This window comes from Spirosoma sp. 209 (assembly GCF_002006735.1).
Lineage (GTDB): Bacteria > Bacteroidota > Bacteroidia > Cytophagales > Spirosomataceae > Spirosoma > Spirosoma sordidisoli.
The window spans coordinates 268,490-293,257 of the sequence record NZ_MVEC01000005.1; the positions used below are offsets into that span (position 1 = coordinate 268,490).

Consider the following 24,768-nt stretch of genomic DNA (forward strand, 5'->3'; position numbering starts at 1 on the left):
TGGGGAAGTTACACCTACATGTAGCTTTTACCGAACTGGCTTCCCGAATGACTTCTGATACTGGAGGGGGCTTTTTCCCGTGATCTGCCTGAAGTACTTGTTGAAGCCCGAAAACTGGTTGAACCCGCTTTCGTAACACACCTGCGCCACACTGAGCTTCCCTTCAATGAGCAGCTTACAGGCGTGACTGACCCGCAGTTCGAGCAGAAACTGCGAATACGGCTTACGACTACGCGACTTGAAATACCGACAGAATGAGTTCGGACTCATGTTTGCCACCGTGGCTATTTCTTCCAGCGAAATTTTCCGGGTGAAGTGGGTCAGCGAGTAGGCGTATATCTGGTTGAGCCGGTCGGTGTCGGCTTCATCGAAATAACTGGGGTAGTCTTTGGTCGACAGATACTCCAGCTCGTCTGACTGGGCCACCAGCGAGAGGATCTGGATCAGGGAAACAATTCGGGCGGTTCCGTGCTCAGCGAGCATCTGCGCCAGCAGCGGTTTAACGGCTGAACGGGTGGTGCCGAGGAGCCGTACACCCTGCCGGGCCTTATCGAGGAAACGGACGATGTACCGATTTTCGGGCAGTTGCAAAAACGTATCGCCCCAGAAGTTATCCCGAAAATGAACCACGGTAGCTTTGGCAAACAAACCCTCCCGGTTCTCAAAATACTCTTTGTCGCAGCGCCAGTAGTGGGGCAGGTTGGCACCGATCAGCAACACATCTCCCGACTGAAAATTCTGAATACTATCGCCCACGAACTGCGTGCCGCTGCCCTGCTCAATGTGCAGTAGTTCTATTTCGGGGTGATAATGCCAGCGGTTGTAGAAATGAAGAACGACATCCTGCCGCACACTAAACGAACATTCGGACGAAACGGGCACCAGAAGTAGCTGTGGCTTCATACCTATCAATTAGCGTCAATGAATTTAAACAGCTTACAAAATTGCTAACATAGTGGTAAAACAAGTTAATCCTATAAAACTACCCCTTTGAAATATACTATTGATTTGCAACATAATCATACGCCCTGTATTCGTCTGGTTTCCAGAAAACTCTGGTACTGGCCGGATCCTGAAACGATTCAGATGCATGATGCGCGTTGCTTTATTTGTTCCCTGCTACGTTGATCAGTTCTATCCGGCTGTTGCCATCGCGACCCTCGAGTTGCTCGAACAGCTGGGTTGCCAGGTCGTTGTGCCGCGTAATCAGACCTGCTGCGGTCAGCCCATGGCCAACTCGGGCTTTGCTCGCGAGGCCGCCGGCTGTGACCAGAACTTCAGGCAGAACTTTGGCAAATTTGACCATATTGTCTGTCCATCGGGCTCGTGTGTCCTGCACGTCCGGGAACACAATCCGCTTCTGACCGGCCAGGTCTGGGAGTTGTGCGAATTTCTGACCGATGTCCTGCAGGTACGGGCCCTGCCCCACCGGTCGGGCCGGCCCCTGCGGATCGGTATTCACCAGAGTTGTCATGGGCAGCGCGGGCTGCGTCTGTCGTCCATGTCGGAACGCAACGAACCGTATTTCTCGAAGATGGAAGCCCTGCTGAAACTCGTCGACGGCATCGACATCACGACCCCCGCCCGCCCGGACGAATGCTGTGGCTTTGGCGGCACCTTCTGCGTGACCCAGGAAGCTCTTTCGGTGAAAATGGGGAAAGACCGCCTGGCCCAGCACCAGGCCAACCAGGTCGACTATATCGTGGGGGGCGATATGTCCTGCCTGATGCACCTGGAAGGGATTCTTCGTCGGCAGCAATCGCCCATACAGGTCCGGCATGTTGCTCAGTTGCTGGTTGATCATGCATTGTAAACCAAAGCCTGCTACTATCCGTCTACGTTATGAGTCAGCGATTTGTATCCCACGCCCAGGCCGCCAGCCAGTTTCTGACCGACGAAGCCCGTACGGACTGGCACGATGAAACGTTGTGGTTTATCCGGCAGAAACGCGACAAATCGGCCCACGCCATTCCCGAATGGGAGGCCCTGCGCGAACTGGCGTCGGGCATTAAAGACCATGCGCTGTCGGAGCTGAGTACGTACCTGACCCAGTTCGAGCAGAACGCCCTGGCAAACGGCATTCAGGTACACTGGGCGGCCACGGCTGCGGAACACAACCAGATCGTACTGGACATTATCCGGCAACAGACCGGCCCCGCAGCCCCCCGGGTGGTGAAGAGCAAGTCGATGCTGACCGAAGAGTGTCACCTGAACGAGTTTCTGATCAAACATGGGGTCGAGGTAGTCGACACTGACCTGGGCGAACGGATTGTCCAGCTCCGCCAGGAAGCGCCCAGCCACATTGTCTTACCGGCCATTCATTTGAAAAAGGCCGACGTCAGCGCCACTTTCCAGCAGCACCTGGGCACCGAAGCCGGCAACGAAGATCCGCAGTACCTGACCGAAGCCGCCCGGCACCACCTCCGCGAAAAGTTCGTATCGGCATCTGTCGCCATAACGGGGGTCAACTTCGCCATTGCCGAAACGGGCGGATTTGTGGTATGTACCAACGAAGGAAATGCCGACCTGGGGGTGCATCTGGCCGACGTCCATATCGCCTGTCTCGGTATCGAAAAAGTAATTCCCCGGCAGGAACATCTGGGCGTGTTTCTGCGGTTGCTGGCCCGCTCGGCAACCGGCCAGCCGATCACCACCTACTCGAGCCATTTCGTCAGACCCCGGGCCGGGCAGGTCATGCATATTATCCTGGTCGATAACGGCCGCAGCACCCAGCTGGGCCGGCCCGAGTTTCGGAACTCGCTCAAATGCATCCGTTGCGGGGCCTGCTTCAACACCTGCCCGGTTTACCGCCGGAGTGGCGGGCATAGCTACCACAACGCCGTGGCCGGGCCTATTGGCTCTATCCTGGCTCCCAACCTCGACATGCGCAAAAACGCCGATCTGCCCTTCGCCAGTACGCTTTGCGGCAGCTGTACCAACGTATGCCCTGTCAAGATCAACATTCACGAACAGCTCTGGCACTGGCGGCAGACGCTGACAGCCGAAGGCCTGGCGCCCCCGGCTAAAACGGTGGCTATGAAAGGAATGGCCTGGGTGCTGGGCCATCCTACGGTTTACCGGCTGTCGGGCCGTATCGGGCGGTGGGTGATGCAACACGTTCCGGCGCTGGTCAATAACCGGCTGAACCCGTGGTATAAGGGGCGCGACATGCCCAGCCCGCCCGCTCAAAGTTTCGGGGAATGGTACGACAAAAACCGATCGCGCGTATGAACAGCCGGCAAGTCATCCTGACCGCGGTAGCCCGCAACCAGCCCGCTACCCGCCCAATGCCTACCCTGCCCGAGCCGTCGATAGAACTGGCATCAGCCGACGGGTTTGCCCAGCGGGTCGAAGCTATTGGCGGTACGGTCGTTCCGATCAGCGCCCTGACCGACATAGTCAGCTATGTACAAACCCGTTTTCCGCCCCCGGCCCGACTGGTCAGTACCCTGCCCGATCTGCCCCTGGGCGAACGTCTGTCCGACCCGCTGGTGCCTGGCCACACCCTCGAAACGGTTGACCTGGCCCTGCTCATGGGTGCTTTCGGAGTGGTTGAGAACGGAGCCATCTGGCTCGACAGCCGACATTTACCCCACCGGGCCCTGCCCTTCATCTGCCAGCATCTGGCGCTGGTCGTATCATCGCGGGCGCTGGTTCCCACCCTGCACGATGCCTATCGCCGGCTAAGCCCCGACATCTTCGATTATGGCGTATTCATAGCCGGGCCTTCCAAAACCGCCGATATCGAGCAGTCGCTGGTAATCGGAGCGCATGGACCGCGCAGCCTGACCGTTTTTCTGTTGACAACCGACCCATCCCGATGACGATCCAGACCTCCCGTTCCTGTCTCCGTATTCACCCGACCGATAATGTCGTGGTAGCCCTGCAGGATATCCCCCAAGGCGACTGCATTACCACGGATGGGCTATCCGTACGGGTAACGCAGTCGGTAGCCGCCAAGCATAAGGTGGCCATCGAAGCCCTGGCCATAGGCGATCCGGTACGGATGTACGGCGTGCTGGTCGGTAAGGCCACCCAGCCCATTGCCGCTGGCGACACCATCACCACCTTCAACCTCAGGCACGAGGCCGAACCGTATGGCCTCACCAGGCGCAGGCCATACAGCTGGCATGCCCCGGATGTGTCGGACTGGGAGACGCTGACCTTTGCGGGCTACCACCGCAGCGATGGGAGCGTAGGCACCCGTAACTTCTGGCTGGTAGTGCCGCTGGTCTTCTGCGAGAACAGGAACGTAGAGATGATGAAGGCCGCTTTCGAGCGGGAACTTGGCTATGCCCAGCCGGATACCTACGTCGATCAGGTGCGCCAGCTGGTACAGGCCTATCGGACGGGGCAGACTGGCCCGGCACCAGCCGCAGCTATACCGGAAGCGGCCCGCCCGCGGTTGTTTCCAAATATCGATGGCATCCAGTTTCTGACCCATGAGCAGGGATGCGGGGGCACCAACGCCGATGCCGATAGCCTCTGTCAGCTGCTGGCGGGCTGTATCGTCAATCCCAATGTAGCGGGCGTTACCGTGCTGAGCCTGGGGTGCCAGAAATCCCAGATCGATCAGTTGCGGGCCGAAATCAGGAAGCGGCAGCCGGGGTTCGACCGGCCGCTGCTCTACTTCGATCAGCAGACCTACGGCACCGAGTCCGCCATGCTTACCGACGCCATCCGCGACACGTTCAACGGACTGGTAGCCGCCAACGCCCAGACCCGCCAGCCCGCCCCGCTTAGCCGGTTAAGCGTAGGCCTCAAATGTGGCGGGTCAGACGGCTTCTCGGGCATTTCGGCCAACCCGGCCCTCGGGCATCTCTCCGATCTGCTGGTCACTCTGGGCGGCACCACCCTCCTGGCCGAATTTCCGGAACTTTGCGGGGTTGAGCAGGAACTGATCGATCGCTGCGCCAACCCAACCGACGCCGATCGGTTTGTGGGGCTCATGCAGCAGTACGCGGCCCAGGCGGCAGCCGTGGGGGCAGGTTTCGACATGAACCCGTCCGTCGGCAACATCAGGGACGGCCTTATTACCGACGCCATCAAGTCGGCCGGGGCCGCTCGTAAAGGTGGGTACGCCCCCATTGCAGGAGTCCTCGACTATACCGATCTGCCCACCCGGCCGGGGCTTCATCTGCTCTGTACGCCCGGCAACGATGTACTTGCCACGACGGGTATGGCTGCTTCGGGAGCCACGCTGATCCTGTTTACAACCGGGCTGGGCACCCCTACCGGCAACCCGATTGCGCCGACGGTAAAAATAGCGACCAATACCCGCCTGGCCGACCGCATGCCCGATATCATTGACTTCGACGCCGGCCTGGTCATAGCCGGGCAGGAAACGATCGAGCAAACGGGCGAAAGGCTGCTGCGCTGGCTCATCGATCTGGCGTCGGGGCATATTCGAACCAAAGCGGAAGACCTTGGCCAGAACGATTTTATTCCCTGGCAGCGGGGAGTGAACCTGTAGTAAACTATTCCTGTCGTATGAAACGAACCCTTTTTCTCTTCCTTTTCTGGTTAGCGACTTCGCCCCTCCAGGCGCAGCAGTCAGCCAATAAACCCGAGCGTGAACAGTGGTACATGGACCTGGGCTTCGGCATGTTCATCCACTGGAGCCTGGACTCGCAGGTGGGGGCTGTGATCAGCCACTCCATGGCCGGAGCCTCGCCCGATTACCTGAAGCGATTCACAACCGAGCTGCCGGCCACCTTCAACCCCAAACAGTTCGATCCCGACGAGTGGGCTACCCTGGCCCGGCTGGCTGGTATGAAATACGTCGTCTTTACGGCCAAGCACCACTCCGGTTTCTGCATGTGGCCAACCCAGACAACGCCCTTTAACATCAGCAATACCCCCTGCAAACGGGACCTGACCCGCGACATTCTGGACGCCTTTCGCCGGCAGAACATTGCCATTGGCCTGTACTTCTCGCCCGAAGACTTCAACTACCTCTACCAGAATAACCTGCCGATTGGCCGGCTCCAGCACCCGATGCACTACCCGGAGAAAAACCCGGGCCTGATGGCGCACGACAAAGCCCAGCTCAGGGAGCTACTGACCAACTACGGTAAGATAGATCTATTGTTCTTCGATGGGCCCGCCGAGGGGCTGAAGCAGTATGCCTGGCAACTTCAGCCCGATCTGGTCGTAACGCGCGGACAGATGGAAACCCCCGAACAGACTATTCCCGACAAACCCCTGCCCGGCCCCTGGGAGTCCTGCTTCACGATGGGAACCGACTGGCAGTATAAACCCACCAACGACCCCCACAAGTCGGGCACCGACATCATCAACATGCTGATCGAAACCCGGGCCAAAGGGGGGAACCTGCTGCTCAACGTAGGCCCTAAACCCAACGGTACCATTCAGATCGAGCAGGAAGCACTCCTGCGGGAAGTAGCCCTCTGGCACCTGGTCAATCAGGAGAGCGTGCATCAGGTCCGCCCCTGGGAGATCATCCGCGAAGGAAACGTCTGGTTCGTCAAGGCCAAACAGGGAAATACGGTTTACGCCTTTTGCCAGGGCGGTACCGACTGGAGTTACGGCACCCGCAAAGAATTTGTGCTGAAAACGCTGGAAGGCAACGCCCAGACCAAAGTGAGTATTCTGGGTTACGGCAGCCAGCTGGTCGAGTACCGCGAAGGATTCGACGCCCAGCTCTACAGCACGCCCAGCCCCATCGGCCTGGTCATCAGTGCTGTAAATGGTCACCGGCTTTACACCAACAATAAATGGCCAAACCCGGTGGTGCTGAAAATCGAGAATGTTCGGTTCAAAGCCCCCGAAGCTACGAAGCAGAAACGCAGCAAAATAGACGGGGCCAACTGATGGGTGGCCAACGACGTACCCCATCCATGTTTCGATAAAGCCGGTTTTCGGGCCGGCTGCGCTTACCCGCTCCAGGGCGGTTTTGTTACACTCAATACCTGACAGGCATGAAGTTGATTCGATTTGGGGAACCCGGCCTCGAAAAACCGGGGGTTATTCTGACTGATCAATGGCTCGATGTGTCGGCCATTGTCACGGACTATAATGAAGATTTTTTTGCCGACAATGAGCTCGAACGACTACGAAACCACCTCAACAGTCCTGGTCTGTCGGCGGGTATTCTGCCCGTCGTCGACCCCGCGGTCCGGCTGGGCCCGCCCGTTGCCCGCCCGTCGAAGCTGGTTTGTATTGGCCTCAACTACGAAGACCACGCCCGCGAAACGGGAGCGCCCATCCCCGCCGAACCCGTCCTGTTTATGAAAGCGACCACCGCGTACTGTGGTCCCTTCGACGACATCATCATCCCGAAAAACTCGACCAAAACCGACTGGGAGGTAGAGCTGGCCGTGGTCATTGGTCGGAAGGCCAGCTACGTAGACGAAGCCAGTGCCCTGCAGTACGTGGCCGGTTATTGTCTGCACAACGACGTGTCGGAACGCGAGTTTCAGCTGGAACGGGGCGGCACCTGGGACAAAGGCAAAGGGTGCGATACGTTCGCCCCGATAGGCCCTTTTCTGGCTACCCCCGACGAGATTGCCGATGTCAACGACCTTCGGCTCTGGCTCACCGTGAACGGCAAACCCATGCAATCCGGCCATACCAGCAGTCTGATTTTCAAGATACCCACGCTCATCGCCTATGTCAGTCAGTTTATGACCCTCTTACCCGGCGACATTATCTCGACCGGCACCCCGCCCGGGGTGGGGCTGGGCATGAAGCCACCCGTTTACCTGCAGCCGGGTGATGTAGTAGAATTGGGCATCGACGGCCTCGGCACCTCACGACAGCGTGTCCGCGCGTATGCCCCCGCCAGTGACTAAGTTCCATCATAGGTTAAGTTACCAGTAAAGCCCCGCTCGCCTGGGTGTGGGCTTTCTTTTTTTCGTAAACTCATTCGTTCCATGCATCTAAAACTTTCATCAAAAGTCATACTGGTTACGGGCGGTGCCAAAGGCATTAGCGAAGGCATCAGCCGGCTACTGGCTGCAGAAGGGGCTATTCCGGTTATTATCGGTCGCAACACAGCTGATAACCAGCGGACCGTCGACGCTATCGAGGCCACGGGCGGTCATGCCTTAGCCATCACTGCCGAGCTGACCCAGCCCGACGCCTGTGCGCAGGCCGTTGAGCAAGCCGTTGCCGCCTTCGGCCGGATCGACGGCCTGGTCAACAATGCGGGCGTAAACGATGGCGTCGGGCTGGAAACCGGCAGCTACGAGCGGTTCATGGCTTCGCTGCACAAGAACCTCGTTCACTACTACCTCATGGCCCAGTATGCGCTGCCGTTCCTGAAACAAAGCAAAGGCGCTATTGTCAACATCGGCTCCAAAACGGCAGAAACGGGTCAGGGCAATACCTCCGCCTATGCCGCTGCCAATGGGGGCCGAAACGCCCTCACCCGCGAGTGGGCGGTTGAACTGCTGCCGTACGGCATCCGGGTCAACGCCGTCATTGTAGCGGAGTGCTATACCCCGCTGTACGATACCTGGATCAGGACATTCGACAATCCAGAGGAGATGCTTAACAAGATTGAATCGAAAATACCCCTCGGCCAGCGCATGACAACGGCCGAAGAGATTGCCTCCATGGTTGCCTTTCTGCTCTCGGAGCGGTCGAGCCATACAACCGGCCAACTCATTCATGTTGACGGCGGGTATGTGCACCTCGACCGGGCTCTCTAGCCAATGCTCTTTCATTAATCGTTTTCCTTTTTATTCCTGCCTACCTATATGAACCGTTTTTCTAAACCAACCCTGATTGCCCTCGGCCTCGCGGCTCAGCTGCTGACCGCATCGGCGTCGCTGGCTCAGTCGGCAGCCGCCGGCCCCTACCAGCCCACCTGGTCTTCGATCGACTCACGCCCGGTACCGACCTGGTTCGAAGACGCCAAATTCGGCATCTTCATCCACTGGGGTGTTTACTCCGTTCCGGCCTACAGTCCAACCGGTCGGGATAAAGTCGGTACCTATGAACGCTATGCCGAACATTACTGGCGCCGATGGCTCACCAAATCGCCCTCGCAGAAGTTTTTCGACGACTTCCACAACCGCGTGTACGGCCCCAATGTCAAGTACCAGGACTTTGCCCGCGATTTCAAGGCTGAACTCTTCGAACCCGAACAGTGGGCCGACCGCTTCAAAGGGTCGGGGGCGCAGTATGTGGTGCTGACCTCCAAACATCACGAGGGGTTTGCGCTATGGCCTTCGTCGCTCTCCTGGAACTGGAACGCCGTTGACGTGGGCCCGCACCGCGACGTACTGGGCGATCTGACCAAAGCGGTGCAGGCAAAAGGGCTGAAGATGGGCTACTATTATTCACTGCTGGAGTGGTATCATCCGCTCTATAAAAAGGAAACCATCAACCAGTACGTCGATGAGCATATGATTCCGCAGATGAAGGAGCTGGTCACCCGGTATAAACCCGACGTGTTCTGGACCGATGGCGAGTGGGACTATCCCTCCGAAACACTGAAAAGCACCCAGTTCCTGTCGTGGCTCTACAACGATTCGCCGGTTAAAGACCGGGTCGTCGTGAATGACCGCTGGGGCAAGGAAACCCGTAGCAAACACGGTGGCTTTTTCACGACGGAGTACGACCTGATTCATGATGACGATTCGAAGGGCGTCACCTTTGAGCGCCCCTGGGAAGAATGCCGGGGTATGGCGGGCTCGTTCGGTTATAACCGCAACGAGGTGCTGGAAGACTACTCGACCTCCGAAGAGCTCATAAAAATCCTGATTGACAAAGTAGCGCGCGGTGGAAACCTGCTGCTCAACATAGGCCCCACCGCCGACGGTCGTATTCCGGTCATCATGCAGCAACGGCTCGATGATATGGGCAAGTGGCTGTCCGTAAACGGCGAGGGAATCTATAGTACCCGCGCCTGGAAAAACGCCCCGAAAGTAGACAAGAATACGACTACGTTTTTTACCACAAAGGGCAAGGATTTATACGTAATCACCACCAAATGGGCCGATAACCTGACGATCGACGGGGTCAAAAGTCCCGCTTCGGTGTCGCTGCTGGGTTACAAAGGTCCCATCAAAACCAGCGTAAAAAATGGGAAACTTACCCTGACAGCCCCTACCCTCACACCGACTACCACACCCTGCCAGTACGCCTGGGTGTATAAGCTAACCGGCGCCGTGAACTAACTGCATACCGTCAAAAGACAAACCGCCCCGTATCGCATCTGACACGGGGCGGTTTGTCTTTTGACGCAGCCTGCGGTTTAGTGATCGTCGTGGGTAGCGGTGCCTTTTTTACAGCAGCTGGGCAGTTTATCGTAGCTGGCCTGATCGGCCGGCAGGTCCTCGGCGTCGTAGCCCGATTTGCTGATGTTGGCCTTGAGCCGGGCAACGTCGGTCTTGCCGGAATTATACCGGATCGTAACTACTTTCGACTTTACATCGAGACTGGCATCTTTCACGCCTTTCTCGAACGCCAGGTTCCGCTCGATGCGGGCTTTGCACATGCCGCAGATAGCTGATGTTTTGATCTTGACTTCTTTTTCCTTGTCGTCGCGGACAGACGTCCCGGCGAAGCTGGCACTGGCCAGCACAAGTGTAGTTAAGGCAGTTAGAAACAGGTTACGCAACATGATTGTCATTGGTTTATGGTGAATAAATAACGATAATTTAGTGAGAATGGTGCCCGTTGCCGTGGTTCATCGACCCGGTTGATGATCGACCTCCCATCAGCAGCACGGCGGGCGTAAGCCGGAGGTAGATCTGGCCGGACAAGGGTAGCTTCCCGTAGTACGACTGCAAAAATTGATCCGGCATACTGGCAGTCAGCTGCGCCCCGGCTACCAGATCGGTGTTCAGATGTCGAATCAGCCGGTAGTTCATGCCGAGCGTCAGGTTGTTGACGTTCACCAGCCGATGCGCCCCGGCGCCGTTGGGGGTTTCGTCGTGGCTGATGCCCAGCTCCTCCTGCGATTTGGTTACGTTCTCGTAGCGACCGTATAGCGCCACCCGATTCAGTTGCAGGCTTGTTTCGGCCAGATACGCATTTTCGTTGACGCCATCGTGTGAGTTCAGCCCCCAGACCAGTGCCGAGGTTACGTACCGATCGGGGCCGCCCAGCGGTTTACTGTGCAGTACCGAAGCGGTGGTTCGGTTAACGTCCTCGTCGGGCTCGACGGCTTCGGGGCTTTTTATAAACCCACGCGACACTTGCAGGGCGAGTGTGGGCGAAGGATTGACCGAAACCCGAAACGCGTAGCTGTCAAACCGTGGCCGGTCGAACCCAAGCCGCTTTTCGTCGGGTTCACGGCCCGTAAACGAAGACGCTTCCAGCTTGGCAATACCCAGCCGGTAACCCGCCGTCACCACACCGAAGGTGATGTGAGTTGCGTCGTGCCAGTGGTGACCCAGGGGTGAATCGGGGTTGTTGAACGATGAAATACGGTGCATGAACGCCGGCGGCCCCAGTGCCGGTTCACCCGGAAAACCCACGTAAATGAAGGCGTCGGACTTCGGGCTGAAGGCGTAGCTATACGCAACCGACAACTCCGAAAACAGATCGTGCTGGTGCTGCCGGTCTACCAGCCGCTGCCCCCGGTAGCTCTCGCCCGACTGAAAAAGTAACGGGTACCCGTCGGCGCCGACCGTAACGGGGTCCAGCGACAGCATGGCACGGGCCAGAAACAGGCCCCGCTTGCCAACAGTTCGCTGGGCCATTCCCATAAACCAGTTCGGGGCATCGAACTGGCTGTCGCGGCCGCGGCCGTCGGGGTTGTTGATGTTCTGATTGGTATGCCGCAGAAAGATGCTGTAATGCAGCATATACATCCAGCCGGGGCGGTTCTCCGGGCCGGTATGTTTCATGTACGCATACAGGGGCGTCTGATCGGGGTGCCAGCTGGTACCCGATCCGTTTCGATTCATGGGCAGGTTTCGCGAAAAGGAATGGCTCATGCTCATCGACGCGTCCATGCCAGGCTGACCGGTCTGGTGCATGGAGTGGTCGGTACGGCCCGAATCGGCCTGGACCGCCGACGACGGAGTGGGCATGGTCATTCCTTCGTGGTGCTGGTGCTGAGCCAGGCTACGGCCTGCCAGTAAAAAAGTAAACAGATAAAAAGCGTATTTCATTACGTTGGTGAACGAAGTAAGAACATGAATGGCCCCGACGGGCAGGGCCATCCGACCGATCAGGCATTGGCCGACATAGCCCGGCATTCATCGGCGCATTTGCGGCAGGCTTCGGCGCAGGCTTTGCAGTGGGCATGGTGGGCCGCATGTTTTTCGCACTCGTCGGCGCAGGCTTCGCAGACTTCGGCGCAGAGTACCATAAAGTCGCGCATGAACTCAGAGCCACGCGCTTCCAGCCGACCGCAGAGGGTGCATATATCGGCGCAGTCGCGGCAGAGCTTGATACAGGCCGTCATGTCATGCCCTTTGCTATCGCGGTCGCCCATTTCGATACAGGCGGTGACGCAGCGTTCGCAGGCTTCGGCGCATTCAAAGCAGGTGTCGGTGTGTTTGTGGTCGTGGTGCATCGTTTCCATGAGCGTCAGTTGAGAGTTGGGAGACCACCGTTGGTCTCTTCTGCATAACTCGCCAGAGTGCTTACCGATTTTACATAATTACCGACCCACTTACAGCCTATCCAGCGCCCGCCGGTCAACCTGCGTCGCTTTCCTGAACTGACCCGGCGTCTGTCCCGTCACCTGCCTGAACTGATTGGACAGGTGGTGAACGCTGCTGTAGCTCAGTCGCCAGGCCATTTCTGTCAGTGTCAGCTCGTCGTACCGCAGCCACTCTTTTACCTTTTCGATCTTGAGCGCAATGATGTACTTCTCGACCGTCTGGCCCTCACTGGCCGAAAACAAGCCGCTCAGGTACGAGTAATCATACCCGAGTTTCCGCTCCAGAAATGTCGAGACGTTCTCGTTGGCATGCCGCTCGCCTTTCAGATACTGGATTTCGTTGATGAGCAGCACCTTGATATGCTCGACCAGCAATTGTTTGCGATCGTCGATCAGGTCGAATCCGTTCGCCAGCAGGGCCTGCCGGACCTCACCGAGCGAAACCGCCGGCGGCAGATTATCAAGTTCTGCTTCACCCAGATCGACGCGCGTAAGGGTCAGTCCCAGTTTCTCGAGTTCTTCCCGCACGACCCGCTTACAACGGTCGCACACCATGTTTCGGATGGTCAGTATCATTGTATGTTATCGTTGAGGTTTGAATCGAAAGCCCAGATAAACCATGCGCCCCGTTATGGGACCCCACACCCGCGCACTGGCATCGAAGTCGGGCCCGAACGGGTCAGAGGCAGCCACAATGGGCGAAAGCTGACGAAATCCGGTCAGGTTCTCTCCGCCCAGGTATATCTCCCAGCCTGACCGAAACGCCCGGCTAAGCTGAGCATTCAGGTTCACGTAGCTCGGCGCGTATTCAATCGGCACATCGCTGTAGTCAGCATCGAGGCCCTCGCGCAGGTACGGAATCCGCCGACGGCCGTTCCATTGCAGGGTTGCATCGACCTTCCATTTGTCATACGGAAGCGCGTAGCCAACGTTCAGCAGCACCCGATCGCGGGGAATCATCATCTTGGGCAGCAGCAGCGTATCTTCGGAAGGAACGGTCATGCTCTGCCTTACGTCGAACAGCCGGTAAGCCAGCTTGACCTCGGTCCGTCGGAACGGCTGGTAGTTCAGCTCGGCCTGAACACTATTGGCAAACGACTTCCCGTACAGGTTGTGGAAGTGCAGCTCGCGCGGGTGCTCCACATCGACCACCAGCTGTTCGCGGAAGTCGGTACGGTGGTAATCCAGCACCAGCGAGGCCTTTTTACCGAAGAGCTGAAAATCCTGCGACAGACTGACCCCGTAATTCCACGACACCTCGGGCCGTAGCTGCGCATCATTGATGATAACCCGCGAGCTGACCAGATACCCGAAGTTTTCGGCAAACAGGTTGGGTACCCGGAAGCCCCGCCCCGCCGAGGCCCGCAGCGTCAGGTCCGGACTGAACGAATACTTGAGGTGCGCCCTCGGAGTCCACTGCGCTCCGAACAGGTTGTGGTAATCGAACCGCCCGCCCAGTACCAGCACCAGCCGCTCCGGATCAGTATAGGTGTACTCGGCAAACAGGCCAGGCACCGACTCGGTACGGTTCATGGGCGTAGCGCCCAGCTGCTCGCGGTAGTCATCGAGCAGGTAGCTTACCCCCGTTTTATAAGTATGGTTGGTGTTGCCGATGATACTCTGATAAATCAGGTTGGCATAAACGGTTCGCTGCTGACCTGTATAGGGGCGGAACCCAAAATTGGCCGTCTGGTCGTGATGAAGAGCGTTCAGGATCAACCCGAGGCCTTTGTACGGTTTTTCCGGATAGAGTTTGGCCGTTTTGGAGAAAAACTCCAGCCGTCGGGTCGTGTTACCGAACCGGTAACGGGAAGAACCCAGACGCGACAGCTGCCCCCCTTCCCGGTCTTCGTACAGCGCTTTGACCCCGAACTGGGTCATAAACCGGTCTGAGCTGTATTTGTATCGGTTAACGCCGTTAAGCTGCGTATAGAACGGCAGATCCCGGAAGCCGTCGTTATTCTGATCGATCTCGGTACGCAGGGTGCTGGCATGGCCCAGCACGCCAACGCTCCACTTCGGGCTGAGGGGTTGTGACCAGTTCACGTTGCCTTCGAGACGGCCGAAACTGTTTACGTAGCCATTCAGGAAAAGTCGGTTCGGATCATCGGGCTTCTGCAGTTCAATGTTCATCTGACCGCTCATCGACTCGTACCCATTCACGACCGAACCGGCGCCTTTCCCGACGTCGATGCTCGTAATCCAGGTGCCCGGAATGTAGTTCAGCCCGAACGTAGTAGCCAGGCCGCGCACCGTCGGGATATTCTCGACATTGGTCTGGACGTACTGACCGCCCAACCCCAGAAACTGAATCTGACGTGCGCCCGTTACGGCATCGGCGTAGGAAACACTGACCGACGCATTCGTTTCGAAGCTTTCTGACAGATTACAGCAGGCCGCCTTGGCCAGGGTTCGCTGCGTGATAAGTTCGGTCTGGATGGGGTTCATCCGGTCAATTTGCCCCGGCGCGCCCGATACCGTCACCTCCTGCAGGGTTTGTTCGGCCCGCAGGCTTGCCACGACCAGCGCAGCCGGGTCCGTTACCGCCACCGTATCCGTACGGTAGCCGACATAACTAATCAGCAGCCGGGCCGGGATCGACGGCCCGGCCAGTGAAAACCGACCAACCGAGTCGGTGACGGTGCCCACGCCCGTCGTAAGCCAGCGAACGGTTGCCCCCACCAGAGGCACACGCTGTCCGTTGACCAGCTCACCAACGTTGCCCCGGATAACCGGTACCGGTTTCGCCGGAATCGAATCGGTTAGGGGTGGTTGTGAAGTAAGGGTATCAGTTTGAGCCCGGGACGGCAGAACGCCCGCCCATAGGGCCATTCCCAGCAGAAAGAAACGCATGGATATACGGATTGATGAAGGAATGAATACAGCAGACCGGTACCCATGTGCGAGTACGGCCTAATTGTTTCAATCAGTTCATCAAATCAGCAGGGAACGCAAGAGGGTAAGGATCTCCCGCCCGGATATGGAGGGCGGAGCCGGGATACTACGTGAGCTGGTAGCCATCTCACGGTCAAAAATCCAGTCGATCACCCAGGCCAGCAGCGCCGTGACGCCAGCCAACACCGTCTCTGTGATGGATTTGACAAATTTGGCGACCAGTTGCGTCAGTGACGAGGTGGCATCTACGTTTTCGTAGTGATTGTCATCCTGGCAGCAATCTGTTTTCCGGACAACCGTCCCCTGTTCGGGCATCGGCTTACCGTCGGCTGAGCAGCCTTTCTTGACGTGGGCATCGCTGAAGGCGACGATCATCGTCTTTTTCTTACCACGCATCTGGCACGAGTGTTCAACCAGCCCAAAACCCGTGCTGCTCAGCAGCACGACGCAGGCCATCAGGAGGTTGAAAAACTGGAACAGAGCGCGTTTCATACTGGGCAAATATCCGAAGCCACCTCATTCGGTGCAAGTTTTCGGATGATAAAATCGTAATTCTATACAAGCAGAATGCCATCCTGTAAAGAATGGCATTCGGAATACGTCAAAAAAGGGGGTTAAGCCGCTTCGGTTTCCCGTTCGGCTACCTCACTCAGGGGCCGCAGATTTCGCTGCTCTTCGTTGAACGGGAAGATGTCCAGAATCTTGGTTGTATTAACGTCCGTAATTTCGAACGGGTCGAGCGACGTACGCAGGCTCAGCTCGACGCGCTCGTAGGCCTGCTTGGGCGTTTCGGCGTTGACCAGCATCAGACTGGGCGACTTTTTCTGTTTACCGGTTTTTTCATCGTCGGTGATAAACATCGCTTTCACCTTGAACCAGATATCGCCCCCATCTTCGTTGAAGAAGACATCGGCCAGTTTCATCCGCGAAATATTCGTGATATCGAAGTCGGGAGTGTTTGCAGCAATCTCCTGATAGAGCCGGGCTTCGGCATCGGTATAGCTGACGGCATCAACCAGATAGGCTTCTGTTACCGTCTTCTGCTTGATGAATTCTTCGTTCCGCGTACCAACAGTCGCGTCGTCAATGGGTTGCTGATAGCGGATTTTTCCGAGAAACCAGTTGGGCATTTTTTACCTGATTTAGTACAATAAGTAAACATGAAATGGGGCGCAAAAGTGCCTAAAAAGTAGATAATTCCAAGCGCTGAACCCTACTTTCGACGGTATACCGCCCGGCTCTTCCCGAGCCCCAAGAGCCTTGTTTCCGCCCTGCAAAACAACATTGAAAAAAAAATTTGACGTCAGGAAACGTTTTCCCTTATTTACATGTATGTACATTAAATGCAATTACATCAAACACGATAATCACCATGGAAACGCAAACCTCAACCACCACCTGGGTTATTGACCCGACTCACTCAGAAGTTCAGTTCAAAGTGAAACACCTGATGGTGTCAACAGTGACCGGTCTCTTCAGCCAGTACGAAGGCCAGCTCGAGATGGCAGGCGATGATTTTGAAGATGCAACCATTACTTTCTCCGCCGATGTGGCCAGCATCAGCACCGGTAACGAACAGCGGGACGGCCACCTGAAATCAGCCGACTTCTTCGACGCTGAGCAGTTTCCCAAACTGACCTTTACCTCAACCGGTATGAAGAAAACCGGCACGGATACCTACGAGTTGAACGGCGACCTGACCATGCATGGCGTTACCAAACCCGTAAGCCTGAAAGCTGAATACGGCGGGCAGATGCAGGACTTCTACGGCCAGACCAAAGCCGGTTTCGAAGTTGTCGGCGTGCTGAAACGGAAAGAGTTTGGCCTGACCTGGGATGGCGTTACCGAAGCCGGTGGCGTGGTTGTCAGCGATGACGTCCGGCTGATCATGAACATTCAGGTTACCAAACAGGCTTAATTCCACGGCCTGGCTGGTTACCCCCCAACACCATAAAAAGACCCCGCCAGAATTGATCTGGCGGGGTCTTTTTATGAATAGCGAGTCGGATCGTTACAGTATCAGGCCACTCCGGCGGAGCATGGCTTTCGGCGATGGCTCGCGGCCCCGGAATTTTTTGTACAATTCCATGGGTTTCTCACTGCCTCCCTTTTCGAGCACGTTTTTGCGGAAGCTGTCGGCCGCAGTCTTGTTATCGAGTCCGCCCTTCTCCTTGAAGAATTCGAATGCATCGGCATCCAGTACCTCGCTCCATTTGTAGCTGTAGTAGCCAGCCGAGTAGCCACCCGCAAAAATGTGCGAGAACGCCGGGCTGAACGCAACGCCCTCCACCCGCGGAAACAGGTTGGCCACCGAATCAACTTTGTTCTCTACCTGGGTGACGGTTTCGCCGGTTGGCTTTTGGCCATGGTAGTACATATCGACCAGGCCGAAGCGCAGCTGGCGCAGGTTAGCCAGTCCGGCCAGGAAGTTCTGGCTCGCGCGAATCTTCTCGATCAGCTCGTTCGGAATTACCTCGCCGGTCTGATAATGTTTGGCGAACAGTTTCAGCGCTTCGGGGTCGTAGCACCAGTTTTCCATCACCTGCGAGGGCAGCTCAACAAAGTCGCGCGGAACGCTCGTGCCGCTCAGGCTTTCGTACTTCCCGTTGGCGAGCATCCCGTGCAGGCCGTGGCCAAACTCGTGGAAGAGGGTGGTTACCTCGTAGAAGGTCAGCAGCGACGGCTTGGTATCAGTCGGTCGGGTGAAGTTGCAGACGTTGACGATATGGGGCCGTACGTTCTGCCCATTCTCAACTTTCTGACCCTGCACATCGTTCATCCACGCGCCCGATCGTTTGCCAGGCCGGGGGAAGTAGTCGCCGTAGAAAACAGCCAGAAACTTACCGTCTTTATCGAACACATCGTAGGTTTTCACCTCCGGGTTATAGACCGGGATGTCTTTGCGCTCCTTAAAGGTGATGCCGTACAGCTTGCTGGCAACAGTAAAGGCGCCATTCAGGACGTTTTCGAGTTTGAAATACGGCTTGAGGGTTTCATCGTCGAGGTCGTATTTTTCTTTCTTAAGCTTCTCGGCGTAGTAGCTGTTATCCCAGGCCTGGAGTTTGTCCTCGGTAAAACCGTGGGCTTTGGCGTAGGTAGTCAGCTCGGCCAGCTGGCGCTCAGCCGCCGGACGGGCATAGGTAACGAGTTCATCAAGGAAGCTCTGCACTTTATCCCGGGAGCCCGCCATGCTTTCTTCAAGTACGAAGTCGGCGTGGGTTTTGTAGCCCAGCAGGTTAGCCCGTTCGTACCGCAGGGCGACCATCTTCTGGATAATGTCGGAGTTGTCGTTTTTATCGCCGTGAAAACCGCGGCCGTTGAAGGCCATATATAGTTTCTTACGCAGCTCCCGGTTGTCGGCATACTGCATAAACGGACCATAGCTGGGGGCCTGCAGGGTGAACATATACCCGTCTTTGCCTTTCTGCTTAGCCGTAGACCTGGCTAGTTCGCGTACGTAATCGGGCAGGCCGGCCAGCTCTTTTTCATCCGTCACGAGCATGGAATACTCGTTGGTTTCGTTGAGCACGTTCTCGCCGAACTGCAGCGACAACTGCGACATCTCCTTATCGATGGCGCGCAGCCGCTCTTTGCCTTTGGCATCGAGATTGGCGCCGTTGCGGGCAAACCGTTTGTAGGCCTTTTCCAGCAGCATGGCACTTTCGGTATCGAGCTTCAGGCTGGCCCGCTGTTCATAAACGGCTTTGATACGGGCAAACAGTTTCTCGTTCAGCGTGATATCGTTGCCGTATTCGCTCAGCAGGGGCGACGCTTCTTTGACGATTTTCTGCAGCTCAGGGGTCGTTTCGGCGCTGTTCAGATTGAATAGGACCGACGTTACCTTACCCAGCAGATCGCCCGACCGTTCGAGGGCTACGATCGTGTTTTCGAAGGTCGGTTTGGCCGGATTGTTTACGATAGCATCTACGTCTTTGCGGCCCTGCGCCAGTCCTTCCTGCAAGGCGGGCAGGAAATCAGCGTTCCTGATCTTGTCAAAAGGAGCCGTCTGGTGCGGAGTCGTGTACGGGGCTAAGAAAGGATTCTGATTCATTTTGGGTTGTTGTACCGACGGCTGCGCCAAAGCGGTGGTGGTCACCACAGCCAGCAACAGGCCGGTTTTCCTAAGATGTTGATGTGTAAACATGGGCTTGTGGGTATTGAGTTTCCTTGAAAAATACGAAACAAAGACAAAGTCACCAATACGGTGTTGCATCGACGGTCGCCAAATCGGCTAAGTGGTTACCCCCTGCTGCGAATTTGGCCCTCGCCCACTGGCCAGACAACAAAAAACAGCCGGCCAATATGACCGGCTGTTTAGGCATCCTCTTGCTTTATCCAACTTAATGTCTTTTAGTATCCGTAGGGCTCGTAACCCCGGCCCCGGCTGTTCCGGCGATCGGGCCAGCGGTTTGCCGACCGTTCGTAAGGGCGCATCCGCTCAATAACCCGATCCCGCTGTTCGGGGCCCAGAACGGCCATCATATCGAAGAACTCCCGTTGCCGCAGCTGCCGGTAGGTGTCGCGCTGCCGGGGATCGCGCGGGTCGACTCGCCGGGTCTGTTGCTCGAACCGCTCGCGAATCCGGCGGATTTCGCGCTCCTGCCGGCGGGTCAGGTTCAACTCCCGGTCCCACCAGTCGAGGTGACGGTCGAACCGGTAATCATCGTAGTCGTAGTTGTAGTTCGGCTGGCCGTAACCGGGCTGCGAGGGGTAATTAGCCGGCGGAGGAGCCGGGTACCCGTAACGTTGCGCCAGGGCGCTGGTCGAGAGAAGAACAACGAGGGTTGCGGCCGTAAGCAGTGCATTTTTCATGGTGGTCATTGGTTTTTGTTGCATTTGTCTCTTTGAACAAACCACCGGCTTAGCGTTTAATCGGTCTCAATTTATTTTTTCCATGCACCCGCATCCAACTCGCCCGAACGCCCGGCTCAACATAAATCGCCGGTTGAGCAGAGGCAACAGAACCTGTTCTGCCTCCACTCAACCGGCGATCCGCAGCCGCTGAAGGGGTTTATAAATCCTGCTTGATGGCTCTGATCCGGTCGTTGAAGTTCAGACTCGGGAAATTGATGTTCGGCACCAGCGTTGCTTCCAGATAGCCCGTTACCAGGTCATCGTGCGGAATCCGGCGACCAGTCGCGACGCTTACGTATTTAGACGTTACCCACAGCACGTTTTTAAGTTGCGTTTTGGCATCGTCGGTCATGTAATATTCGGTAACCGTGGTGTCTTCGTCGTAAAAGATCAGCCGCGACATGATGCGCACCCATTCACTGACCTGGGCCGGGCGTACGTAGGCGATCTGATGCTGGTAAATGACCCAGCTCGTTTTCAACTCATGGAACAGCTGCCCCGGGTTGAAGTCATACAGCTTGGCTACCTGGTCTTCGCGCGCGTTGAAATAATAATCGAAGTACTTGGCGTTGTTGAGGTGCTGGAGCGGGTCGCAGTCCTGGAAACGAATAATCACCCGCGATTCGGTTTCGGTTGGGTAATGGCGATTGGGGTCACGATGAAACATAGTCAAGCCTGGATTTATACTGAAGGATGCCCTGCGCTGTCGGACGGACCGAAAAACCAGCTGGTCTATAAACCCGCAGGCCGGCATCATGGGTGCAAATCACGCCAATCATTTTTACCCGGTAAATGCTGGTCCAGACTTTTTGCACCATTTTTGCGTTAGTACAGCAAAATCACAGTAAAATAATAATTGTCCATTTCCGATCACCTATGAAATCCATTCGCTTCATCGTACCCCTGTTGTTGCTCTTCACCTCACTGACTTCCTTCGCGCCTGCCGAGAATCCCGACGCCGTAGTGGGCACCTGGCTGAACGGCACCAAACGTGGTCATATTCAGATTTATAAGCAGGGCGGCACTTATTTTGGCAAACTGATCTGGATCAGTGAACCCAACGACCCGAAAACGGGGAAACCCAAAACCGACTTCCGCAACGCCGACGAGTCGAAACGGTCGCGCCCCCTCCAGAACCTGATGCTGATGTACAATTTCAAGTACGACGGGGATAACGTCTGGACTGACGGCAAAATCTATAATCCCGAAGATGGCAAAGAGTACAACTGCAAGATGACCCTGAAAGACCCCAACACGCTCGACGTCCGCGGCTACGTCGGCATCTCGCTGCTCGGCAAAACCCAGACCTGGACACGGGTCAAATAATACCTCAGCCATACGGCAAACAAGAGCAGGTCCGGACTATCCGGACCTGCTCTTGTTTGTGGCGCTACCGGAGCTGCTCGATGCTCACCAGTTTGGGCTTTCTGGTCAACATATGAATGATGAGCCAGGCCATCAGGTAGGTACAGCCGCAGATCGTAAACAGCACGTTATACCCCCCAGCCAGGTTTCCGGCGGCCTTGTAGCTGTCCAGCAGGCTCCCCACCAGCATCGGAAAGAAAATACCACCCGTGGCGCCTGCCATACCCGCAATACCGGCGGCCGAACTGACGGCCTGCTTCGGAAACAGGTCAGAAGCCAGGGTAAACACATTGGTTGCCCAAGCCTGGTGAACCGCGACCGCCAGACTGATCAGGCCCACCGCGACCCACACATCCGTTGCAAACTGAGCCATGATGATGGATAGTTCCAGCCCCGCAAAGACCAGCAGTACCGTTTTTCGGGCCTTCAGCGTGGGCCAGCCCCGCCGGATCAGCCACGACGACATGTAGCCTCCGCCAATGCTCCCCACGGTTGTGGCCCCGTAAATCAGCATCAGTTCAGGGCTGGGCTTTTTCAGATCCAGCTCGAAGGTGGACGAAAAATACGAGGGCAACCAGAACAGGAAAAACCAGTAAATCGGGTCGATGAGTCCTTTGCCGGTGATAAGCGCCCAGGTCTGCGGCAGGGTAAACAGTTTAAACCAGTTGATCGGCTGCTTGTCAGTCGAACCGGCTTCCTGCCCGCTCATGATGTAGTCGTATTCGCGTGCCGACAGCCGCTTCTGCCGGGCCGGCACCTCGTAGAAGATCAGCCAGAACAGCAGCCACACGAACCCCAGGGCGCCGGTTATCCAGAACACTTCCTGCCAGCCGTACCGGCTCAGGATCTGCGGCACAATAATCAGCGCGACCACAACCCCTACGCTGGTACCGGCGTTGAACAGCCCCGTGGCCAGCGCCCGCTCGCGTTGCGGAAACCATTCGGCTACGGTCTTGACGGCCGCCGGGTAGTTACCCGCTTCGCCCAGTCCCAGCCCAACGCGGGCCACCCCGAACCCGAACGCACTCCGGGCCAGTGCGTGCAGCATCCCCGCTACGCTCCACCAGACAATCGTGACAGCGTACCCGATTTTGGTACCGACCTTATCGATGAACCAGCCAAAGGCCAGCAGCCCAACCGCATAGGCCGCCGTAAAGGCAATCACGATACGGGCAAAATCGGTCTCGGTCCAGCTGAACTCCACCTCCAGAATGGGTTTGAGCAACCCAATGATCTGCCGGTCGAGGTAGTTGATGGTAGTGGCTGTGAACAGCAGCACGACGATAAACCAGCGGTAACTAGTGCCCGATGTAACAGGGGCCAACAGAGTTTTTTCGGGCGTGATCATAGGAATAAGGGTTAGGACGGTATCGGATCAGACAGTGTGGGGCAGCTTGTGCAGAAACGTCTGGAAGTGGGTCTTCAGCAATGACCACTGCTTATCCCGGATGAGCGTTTTATCGAAGAGGTGGCTGCCCACGCCTACTCCACTGGCGCCGGCCCGGAAGAACTGATCCAGGTTAGCCAGGTTGACGCCCCCCGTGGGCAATAGTTTGATCTGCGGCAGGGGGCCTTTCAGATCGCTGATGTAGGCAGGACCGAGCGTGGTTGTCGGAAACACCTTCACCATCGATGCCCCCAAGGTCCAGGCTTTGTATACTTCCGAGGGGGTAAACGCCCCCGGAAAAATGGGAACACCCCGCTCGGTACAGCGCCGGATCACCGCTTCGTCGATGATGGGGGTTACGATGAACCGGGCACCGGCTGCCAGCGCTTTTTCCAGCTCCTCAGCCGTGCACACGGTACCGGCCCCTATGTTCAGGTCCGTTCCGTACTGCTCAACAGCCTGCCGGATCATATCTTCGGCGCCGGGGGTGTTGAGCGTAATTTCGATGGTTGTCAGGCCGGCGTCCCGGTAAACGGGCAACACCTGCGCCACATCGTCGGCAGACACGTTTCGGATTATGCCTACGAGAGGAGCCTGGTCAAATCGCGCCCAGGAAAATGCGGAAGTAGTCATCGGGTCGTTTCTTTTACAGTCTGATTCCGGAACAGGAGCATCTGCCCCTTGCTGGCGGCTTTGTCAATTAATTCGGCCGGCAGAATGGTGGTACGGGCCGAGAGGGTGAGTTCATCGATGGCCAGCTCGTAGAAAGCGGTTAGCCGGCTGCCACTGCAAATGACCAGCGGCCAGTCGGTTTGGGTAAGCAGCGGATACAGTTCAGCCCCAATAATCAGCCCGCTCAGGTAGAACGCGTTCTGACTTTTGGTGAGCGTCTCGAACAGCTGATTGGTTCGGGTCGTGAACAACCCGTTCAGCAGCCCGGACGTAGTTGCCTGTCGAACCCCGCGCCGGAACGCCGATTTGTTGGACGCCGAAAAGGTCGTCAGGCTGCTCACCTCAACGGACTCCCGCAACAAACTCTGATGCGCCATCAGGTCGAACAGCTCGCCGGTCATGTAGGTCGTGAAATTCAGCAGTCGCCCGTTCTGCACGTACAGGTGTTTGGAGTGAGTACCCGGAAAGACGAAAATAGCTTCGGTAGTCCCGACGCCGGCCTGGCTGAGGAGCGCAATGAGCCCAATCAGCTGCGTTTCTTCGCCCCGCATCACGTCCTGCTGGCTCCTCACGCCCGATATCAGCAGCATCTCATGCGGAAAATCGGGTTGAGCCTCGTAATACCGCACACTGGCCTGACTACCGTCAAGCGCAAACGGCAGGGTCGCGTAGGGCACCTCTTCCATACCGATCGATGATGACGCCATGCCCGATATGACAAGGGGTACCTTCGTCAGATCGACCGATACCTGCTGAGCCAGCACCTGAATCTGCTGCCGGAGCTGCCGGCGAAAGAAATGTTCTCTGGTCAGGCCATTGATCGCCCCGGTTTTGCGCCAGGCGTCAAACGTCCCGGCTATGCCCTCTCTGGCTATGAGTTCTCCGACACATTGATCATCGCTGTGCCGCAGCAGCTGCAACCGAAAAAACGAGGTTCCCCAATCACAACACAGGAGATAATTTGACATCAGGCGAGTTGTTGAGAGTACAGAATGAATGCCGGCTA

The 24,768-nt window shown here is 56.9% G+C and carries 24 protein-coding genes; 10 read left to right on the forward strand and 14 right to left on the reverse strand.

The genetic code is table 11. From position 1 onward, the window contains the following. Positions 1–27: 27 nt before the first annotated feature. Entirely contained in the window at positions 28–903 is an 876-nt protein-coding gene (locus B1C80_RS10885; RefSeq protein ID WP_077921114.1) for an AraC family transcriptional regulator, read from the reverse strand. A 187-nt stretch (positions 904–1,090) separates the two neighbouring features. On the opposite strand from B1C80_RS10885, the gene B1C80_RS10890 reads away from it, so the two are divergent. The 8 genes from B1C80_RS10890 to B1C80_RS10925 all read left to right on the forward strand — a co-directional run bounded on the left by B1C80_RS10890 (position 1,091) and on the right by B1C80_RS10925 (position 10,148). Next, positions 1,091–1,813, forward strand: coding sequence for a (Fe-S)-binding protein (locus B1C80_RS10890; RefSeq protein WP_369822689.1), 723 nt, complete (start codon positions 1,091–1,093; stop codon positions 1,811–1,813). 29 nt (positions 1,814–1,842) lie between these two features. Continuing rightward, on the forward strand, positions 1,843–3,231 hold the full coding sequence (locus B1C80_RS10895) for a lactate utilization protein B (protein WP_077921115.1): 1,389 nt from the start codon (positions 1,843–1,845) through the stop codon (positions 3,229–3,231). Beyond that, positions 3,228–3,824: an LUD domain-containing protein gene (locus tag B1C80_RS10900; protein ID WP_161492750.1), complete on the forward strand. Its 597-nt coding sequence runs from the start codon at positions 3,228–3,230 to the stop codon at positions 3,822–3,824. The genes B1C80_RS10895 and B1C80_RS10900 overlap by 4 nt, the downstream gene beginning before the upstream one ends. Continuing rightward, positions 3,821–5,473 (forward strand): UxaA family hydrolase, encoded by a 1,653-nt coding sequence (locus B1C80_RS10905; protein ID WP_077921117.1) that lies wholly within the window; start codon positions 3,821–3,823, stop codon positions 5,471–5,473. Before B1C80_RS10900 ends, B1C80_RS10905 begins: the two co-directional genes overlap by 4 nt. 17 nt (positions 5,474–5,490) lie before the next feature. Beyond that, positions 5,491–6,834 carry an alpha-L-fucosidase gene (locus B1C80_RS10910; protein ID WP_077921118.1) on the forward strand — a complete coding sequence of 448 codons (1,344 nt, stop codon included), beginning with the start codon at positions 5,491–5,493 and terminating at the stop codon, positions 6,832–6,834. Between the two features lie 107 nt (positions 6,835–6,941). Continuing rightward, positions 6,942–7,814 (forward strand): fumarylacetoacetate hydrolase family protein, encoded by an 873-nt coding sequence (locus tag B1C80_RS10915; RefSeq protein ID WP_077921119.1) that lies wholly within the window; start codon positions 6,942–6,944, stop codon positions 7,812–7,814. Between the two features lie 81 nt (positions 7,815–7,895). Then, on the forward strand, positions 7,896–8,675 hold the full coding sequence (locus B1C80_RS10920) for an SDR family oxidoreductase (protein ID WP_077921120.1): 780 nt from the start codon (positions 7,896–7,898) through the stop codon (positions 8,673–8,675). A 48-nt stretch (positions 8,676–8,723) separates the two neighbouring features. Continuing rightward, positions 8,724–10,148, forward strand: coding sequence for an alpha-L-fucosidase (locus B1C80_RS10925; RefSeq protein WP_077921121.1), 1,425 nt, complete (start codon positions 8,724–8,726; stop codon positions 10,146–10,148). Positions 10,149–10,225: 77 nt separating this feature from the next. Here the strand turns inward: B1C80_RS10925 and B1C80_RS10930 are convergent, their stop codons facing one another. The 7 genes from B1C80_RS10930 to B1C80_RS10960 form a co-directional block, all read right to left on the reverse strand. Continuing rightward, positions 10,226–10,594, reverse strand: coding sequence for a heavy-metal-associated domain-containing protein (locus B1C80_RS10930; RefSeq protein ID WP_077921122.1), 369 nt, complete (start codon positions 10,592–10,594; stop codon positions 10,226–10,228). 37 nt (positions 10,595–10,631) lie between these two features. Continuing rightward, positions 10,632–12,092, reverse strand: coding sequence for a hypothetical protein (locus B1C80_RS10935; RefSeq protein WP_077921168.1), 1,461 nt, complete (start codon positions 12,090–12,092; stop codon positions 10,632–10,634). Positions 12,093–12,151: 59 nt separating this feature from the next. Next, positions 12,152–12,508 carry a four-helix bundle copper-binding protein gene (locus tag B1C80_RS10940; protein ID WP_077921123.1) on the reverse strand — a complete coding sequence of 119 codons (357 nt, stop codon included), beginning with the start codon at positions 12,506–12,508 and terminating at the stop codon, positions 12,152–12,154. 90 nt (positions 12,509–12,598) lie between these two features. Then, the gene (locus B1C80_RS10945) at positions 12,599–13,165 is read right to left on the reverse strand and encodes a helix-turn-helix transcriptional regulator (protein WP_077921124.1); all 567 of its coding nucleotides are present in this window, start codon (positions 13,163–13,165) and stop codon (positions 12,599–12,601) included. A gap of 6 nt (positions 13,166–13,171) precedes the next feature. After that, a complete protein-coding gene (locus B1C80_RS10950; protein WP_077921125.1) occupies positions 13,172–15,442 on the reverse strand; it encodes a TonB-dependent receptor domain-containing protein in 2,271 nt (756 codons plus the stop codon). Between the two features lie 81 nt (positions 15,443–15,523). Then, positions 15,524–15,976, reverse strand: a complete 453-nt coding sequence (locus tag B1C80_RS10955) for a hypothetical protein (RefSeq protein ID WP_077921126.1) — start codon at positions 15,974–15,976, stop codon at positions 15,524–15,526. Between the two features lie 122 nt (positions 15,977–16,098). Further along, on the reverse strand, positions 16,099–16,614 hold the full coding sequence (locus B1C80_RS10960; RefSeq protein ID WP_077921127.1) for a DUF4494 domain-containing protein: 516 nt from the start codon (positions 16,612–16,614) through the stop codon (positions 16,099–16,101). Between the two features lie 242 nt (positions 16,615–16,856). Between B1C80_RS10960 and B1C80_RS10965 the strand changes: the two genes are divergently transcribed. Beyond that, positions 16,857–17,402, forward strand: coding sequence for a YceI family protein (locus B1C80_RS10965; RefSeq protein WP_077921128.1), 546 nt, complete (start codon positions 16,857–16,859; stop codon positions 17,400–17,402). Positions 17,403–17,495: 93 nt separating this feature from the next. Here the strand turns inward: B1C80_RS10965 and B1C80_RS10970 are convergent, their stop codons facing one another. The 3 genes from B1C80_RS10970 to B1C80_RS10980 all read right to left on the reverse strand — a co-directional run bounded on the left by B1C80_RS10970 (position 17,496) and on the right by B1C80_RS10980 (position 21,005). Then, positions 17,496–19,535 carry a M3 family metallopeptidase gene (locus B1C80_RS10970; protein ID WP_236648718.1) on the reverse strand — a complete coding sequence of 680 codons (2,040 nt, stop codon included), beginning with the start codon at positions 19,533–19,535 and terminating at the stop codon, positions 17,496–17,498. Between the two features lie 299 nt (positions 19,536–19,834). After that, a complete protein-coding gene (locus B1C80_RS10975; RefSeq protein ID WP_077921170.1) occupies positions 19,835–20,296 on the reverse strand; it encodes a hypothetical protein in 462 nt (153 codons plus the stop codon). Between the two features lie 199 nt (positions 20,297–20,495). Continuing rightward, positions 20,496–21,005 (reverse strand): thioesterase family protein, encoded by a 510-nt coding sequence (locus B1C80_RS10980; protein ID WP_077921129.1) that lies wholly within the window; start codon positions 21,003–21,005, stop codon positions 20,496–20,498. A 209-nt stretch (positions 21,006–21,214) separates the two neighbouring features. Between B1C80_RS10980 and B1C80_RS10985 the strand changes: the two genes are divergently transcribed. Beyond that, entirely contained in the window at positions 21,215–21,664 is a 450-nt protein-coding gene (locus B1C80_RS10985; RefSeq protein WP_077921130.1) for a DUF2147 domain-containing protein, read from the forward strand. Positions 21,665–21,728: 64 nt separating this feature from the next. Here the strand turns inward: B1C80_RS10985 and B1C80_RS10990 are convergent, their stop codons facing one another. From B1C80_RS10990 to B1C80_RS11000, 3 genes are read right to left on the reverse strand one after another with little or no spacing between them, the layout of a single operon-like run. After that, positions 21,729–23,051 (reverse strand): MFS transporter, encoded by a 1,323-nt coding sequence (locus tag B1C80_RS10990; RefSeq protein WP_077921131.1) that lies wholly within the window; start codon positions 23,049–23,051, stop codon positions 21,729–21,731. Between the two features lie 27 nt (positions 23,052–23,078). Beyond that, on the reverse strand, positions 23,079–23,723 hold the full coding sequence (locus B1C80_RS10995; RefSeq protein ID WP_077921132.1) for a bifunctional 4-hydroxy-2-oxoglutarate aldolase/2-dehydro-3-deoxy-phosphogluconate aldolase: 645 nt from the start codon (positions 23,721–23,723) through the stop codon (positions 23,079–23,081). Next, complete coding sequence (locus tag B1C80_RS11000) at positions 23,720–24,730, reverse strand: 2-dehydro-3-deoxygalactonokinase (protein ID WP_077921133.1); 1,011 nt, start codon at positions 24,728–24,730, stop codon at positions 23,720–23,722. Before B1C80_RS11000 ends, B1C80_RS10995 begins: the two co-directional genes overlap by 4 nt. Positions 24,731–24,768 lie beyond the last annotated feature (38 nt).

Excerpts from the sequence above, each read along its gene's own strand:
- B1C80_RS10885 (WP_077921114.1), bottom strand. The coding sequence starts at position 903 with ATGAAGCCACAGCTACTTCTGGTGCCCGTTTCGTCCGAATGTTCGTTT.
- B1C80_RS10890 (WP_369822689.1), top strand. The coding sequence starts at position 1,091 with ATGATGCGCGTTGCTTTATTTGTTCCCTGCTACGTTGATCAGTTCTAT.
- B1C80_RS10895 (WP_077921115.1), top strand. The coding sequence starts at position 1,843 with ATGAGTCAGCGATTTGTATCCCACGCCCAGGCCGCCAGCCAGTTTCTG.
- B1C80_RS10900 (WP_161492750.1), top strand. The coding sequence starts at position 3,228 with ATGAACAGCCGGCAAGTCATCCTGACCGCGGTAGCCCGCAACCAGCCC.
- B1C80_RS10905 (WP_077921117.1), top strand. The coding sequence starts at position 3,821 with ATGACGATCCAGACCTCCCGTTCCTGTCTCCGTATTCACCCGACCGAT.
- B1C80_RS10910 (WP_077921118.1), top strand. The coding sequence starts at position 5,491 with ATGAAACGAACCCTTTTTCTCTTCCTTTTCTGGTTAGCGACTTCGCCC.
- B1C80_RS10915 (WP_077921119.1), top strand. The coding sequence starts at position 6,942 with ATGAAGTTGATTCGATTTGGGGAACCCGGCCTCGAAAAACCGGGGGTT.
- B1C80_RS10920 (WP_077921120.1), top strand. The coding sequence starts at position 7,896 with ATGCATCTAAAACTTTCATCAAAAGTCATACTGGTTACGGGCGGTGCC.
- B1C80_RS10925 (WP_077921121.1), top strand. The coding sequence starts at position 8,724 with ATGAACCGTTTTTCTAAACCAACCCTGATTGCCCTCGGCCTCGCGGCT.
- B1C80_RS10930 (WP_077921122.1), bottom strand. The coding sequence starts at position 10,594 with ATGTTGCGTAACCTGTTTCTAACTGCCTTAACTACACTTGTGCTGGCC.
- B1C80_RS10935 (WP_077921168.1), bottom strand. The coding sequence starts at position 12,092 with ATGAAATACGCTTTTTATCTGTTTACTTTTTTACTGGCAGGCCGTAGC.
- B1C80_RS10940 (WP_077921123.1), bottom strand. The coding sequence starts at position 12,508 with ATGGAAACGATGCACCACGACCACAAACACACCGACACCTGCTTTGAA.
- B1C80_RS10945 (WP_077921124.1), bottom strand. The coding sequence starts at position 13,165 with ATGATACTGACCATCCGAAACATGGTGTGCGACCGTTGTAAGCGGGTC.
- B1C80_RS10950 (WP_077921125.1), bottom strand. The coding sequence starts at position 15,442 with ATGCGTTTCTTTCTGCTGGGAATGGCCCTATGGGCGGGCGTTCTGCCG.
- B1C80_RS10955 (WP_077921126.1), bottom strand. The coding sequence starts at position 15,976 with ATGAAACGCGCTCTGTTCCAGTTTTTCAACCTCCTGATGGCCTGCGTC.
- B1C80_RS10960 (WP_077921127.1), bottom strand. The coding sequence starts at position 16,614 with ATGCCCAACTGGTTTCTCGGAAAAATCCGCTATCAGCAACCCATTGAC.
- B1C80_RS10965 (WP_077921128.1), top strand. The coding sequence starts at position 16,857 with ATGGAAACGCAAACCTCAACCACCACCTGGGTTATTGACCCGACTCAC.
- B1C80_RS10970 (WP_236648718.1), bottom strand. The coding sequence starts at position 19,535 with ATGAATCAGAATCCTTTCTTAGCCCCGTACACGACTCCGCACCAGACG.
- B1C80_RS10975 (WP_077921170.1), bottom strand. The coding sequence starts at position 20,296 with ATGAAAAATGCACTGCTTACGGCCGCAACCCTCGTTGTTCTTCTCTCG.
- B1C80_RS10980 (WP_077921129.1), bottom strand. The coding sequence starts at position 21,005 with ATGTTTCATCGTGACCCCAATCGCCATTACCCAACCGAAACCGAATCG.
- B1C80_RS10985 (WP_077921130.1), top strand. The coding sequence starts at position 21,215 with ATGAAATCCATTCGCTTCATCGTACCCCTGTTGTTGCTCTTCACCTCA.
- B1C80_RS10990 (WP_077921131.1), bottom strand. The coding sequence starts at position 23,051 with ATGATCACGCCCGAAAAAACTCTGTTGGCCCCTGTTACATCGGGCACT.
- B1C80_RS10995 (WP_077921132.1), bottom strand. The coding sequence starts at position 23,723 with ATGACTACTTCCGCATTTTCCTGGGCGCGATTTGACCAGGCTCCTCTC.
- B1C80_RS11000 (WP_077921133.1), bottom strand. The coding sequence starts at position 24,730 with ATGTCAAATTATCTCCTGTGTTGTGATTGGGGAACCTCGTTTTTTCGG.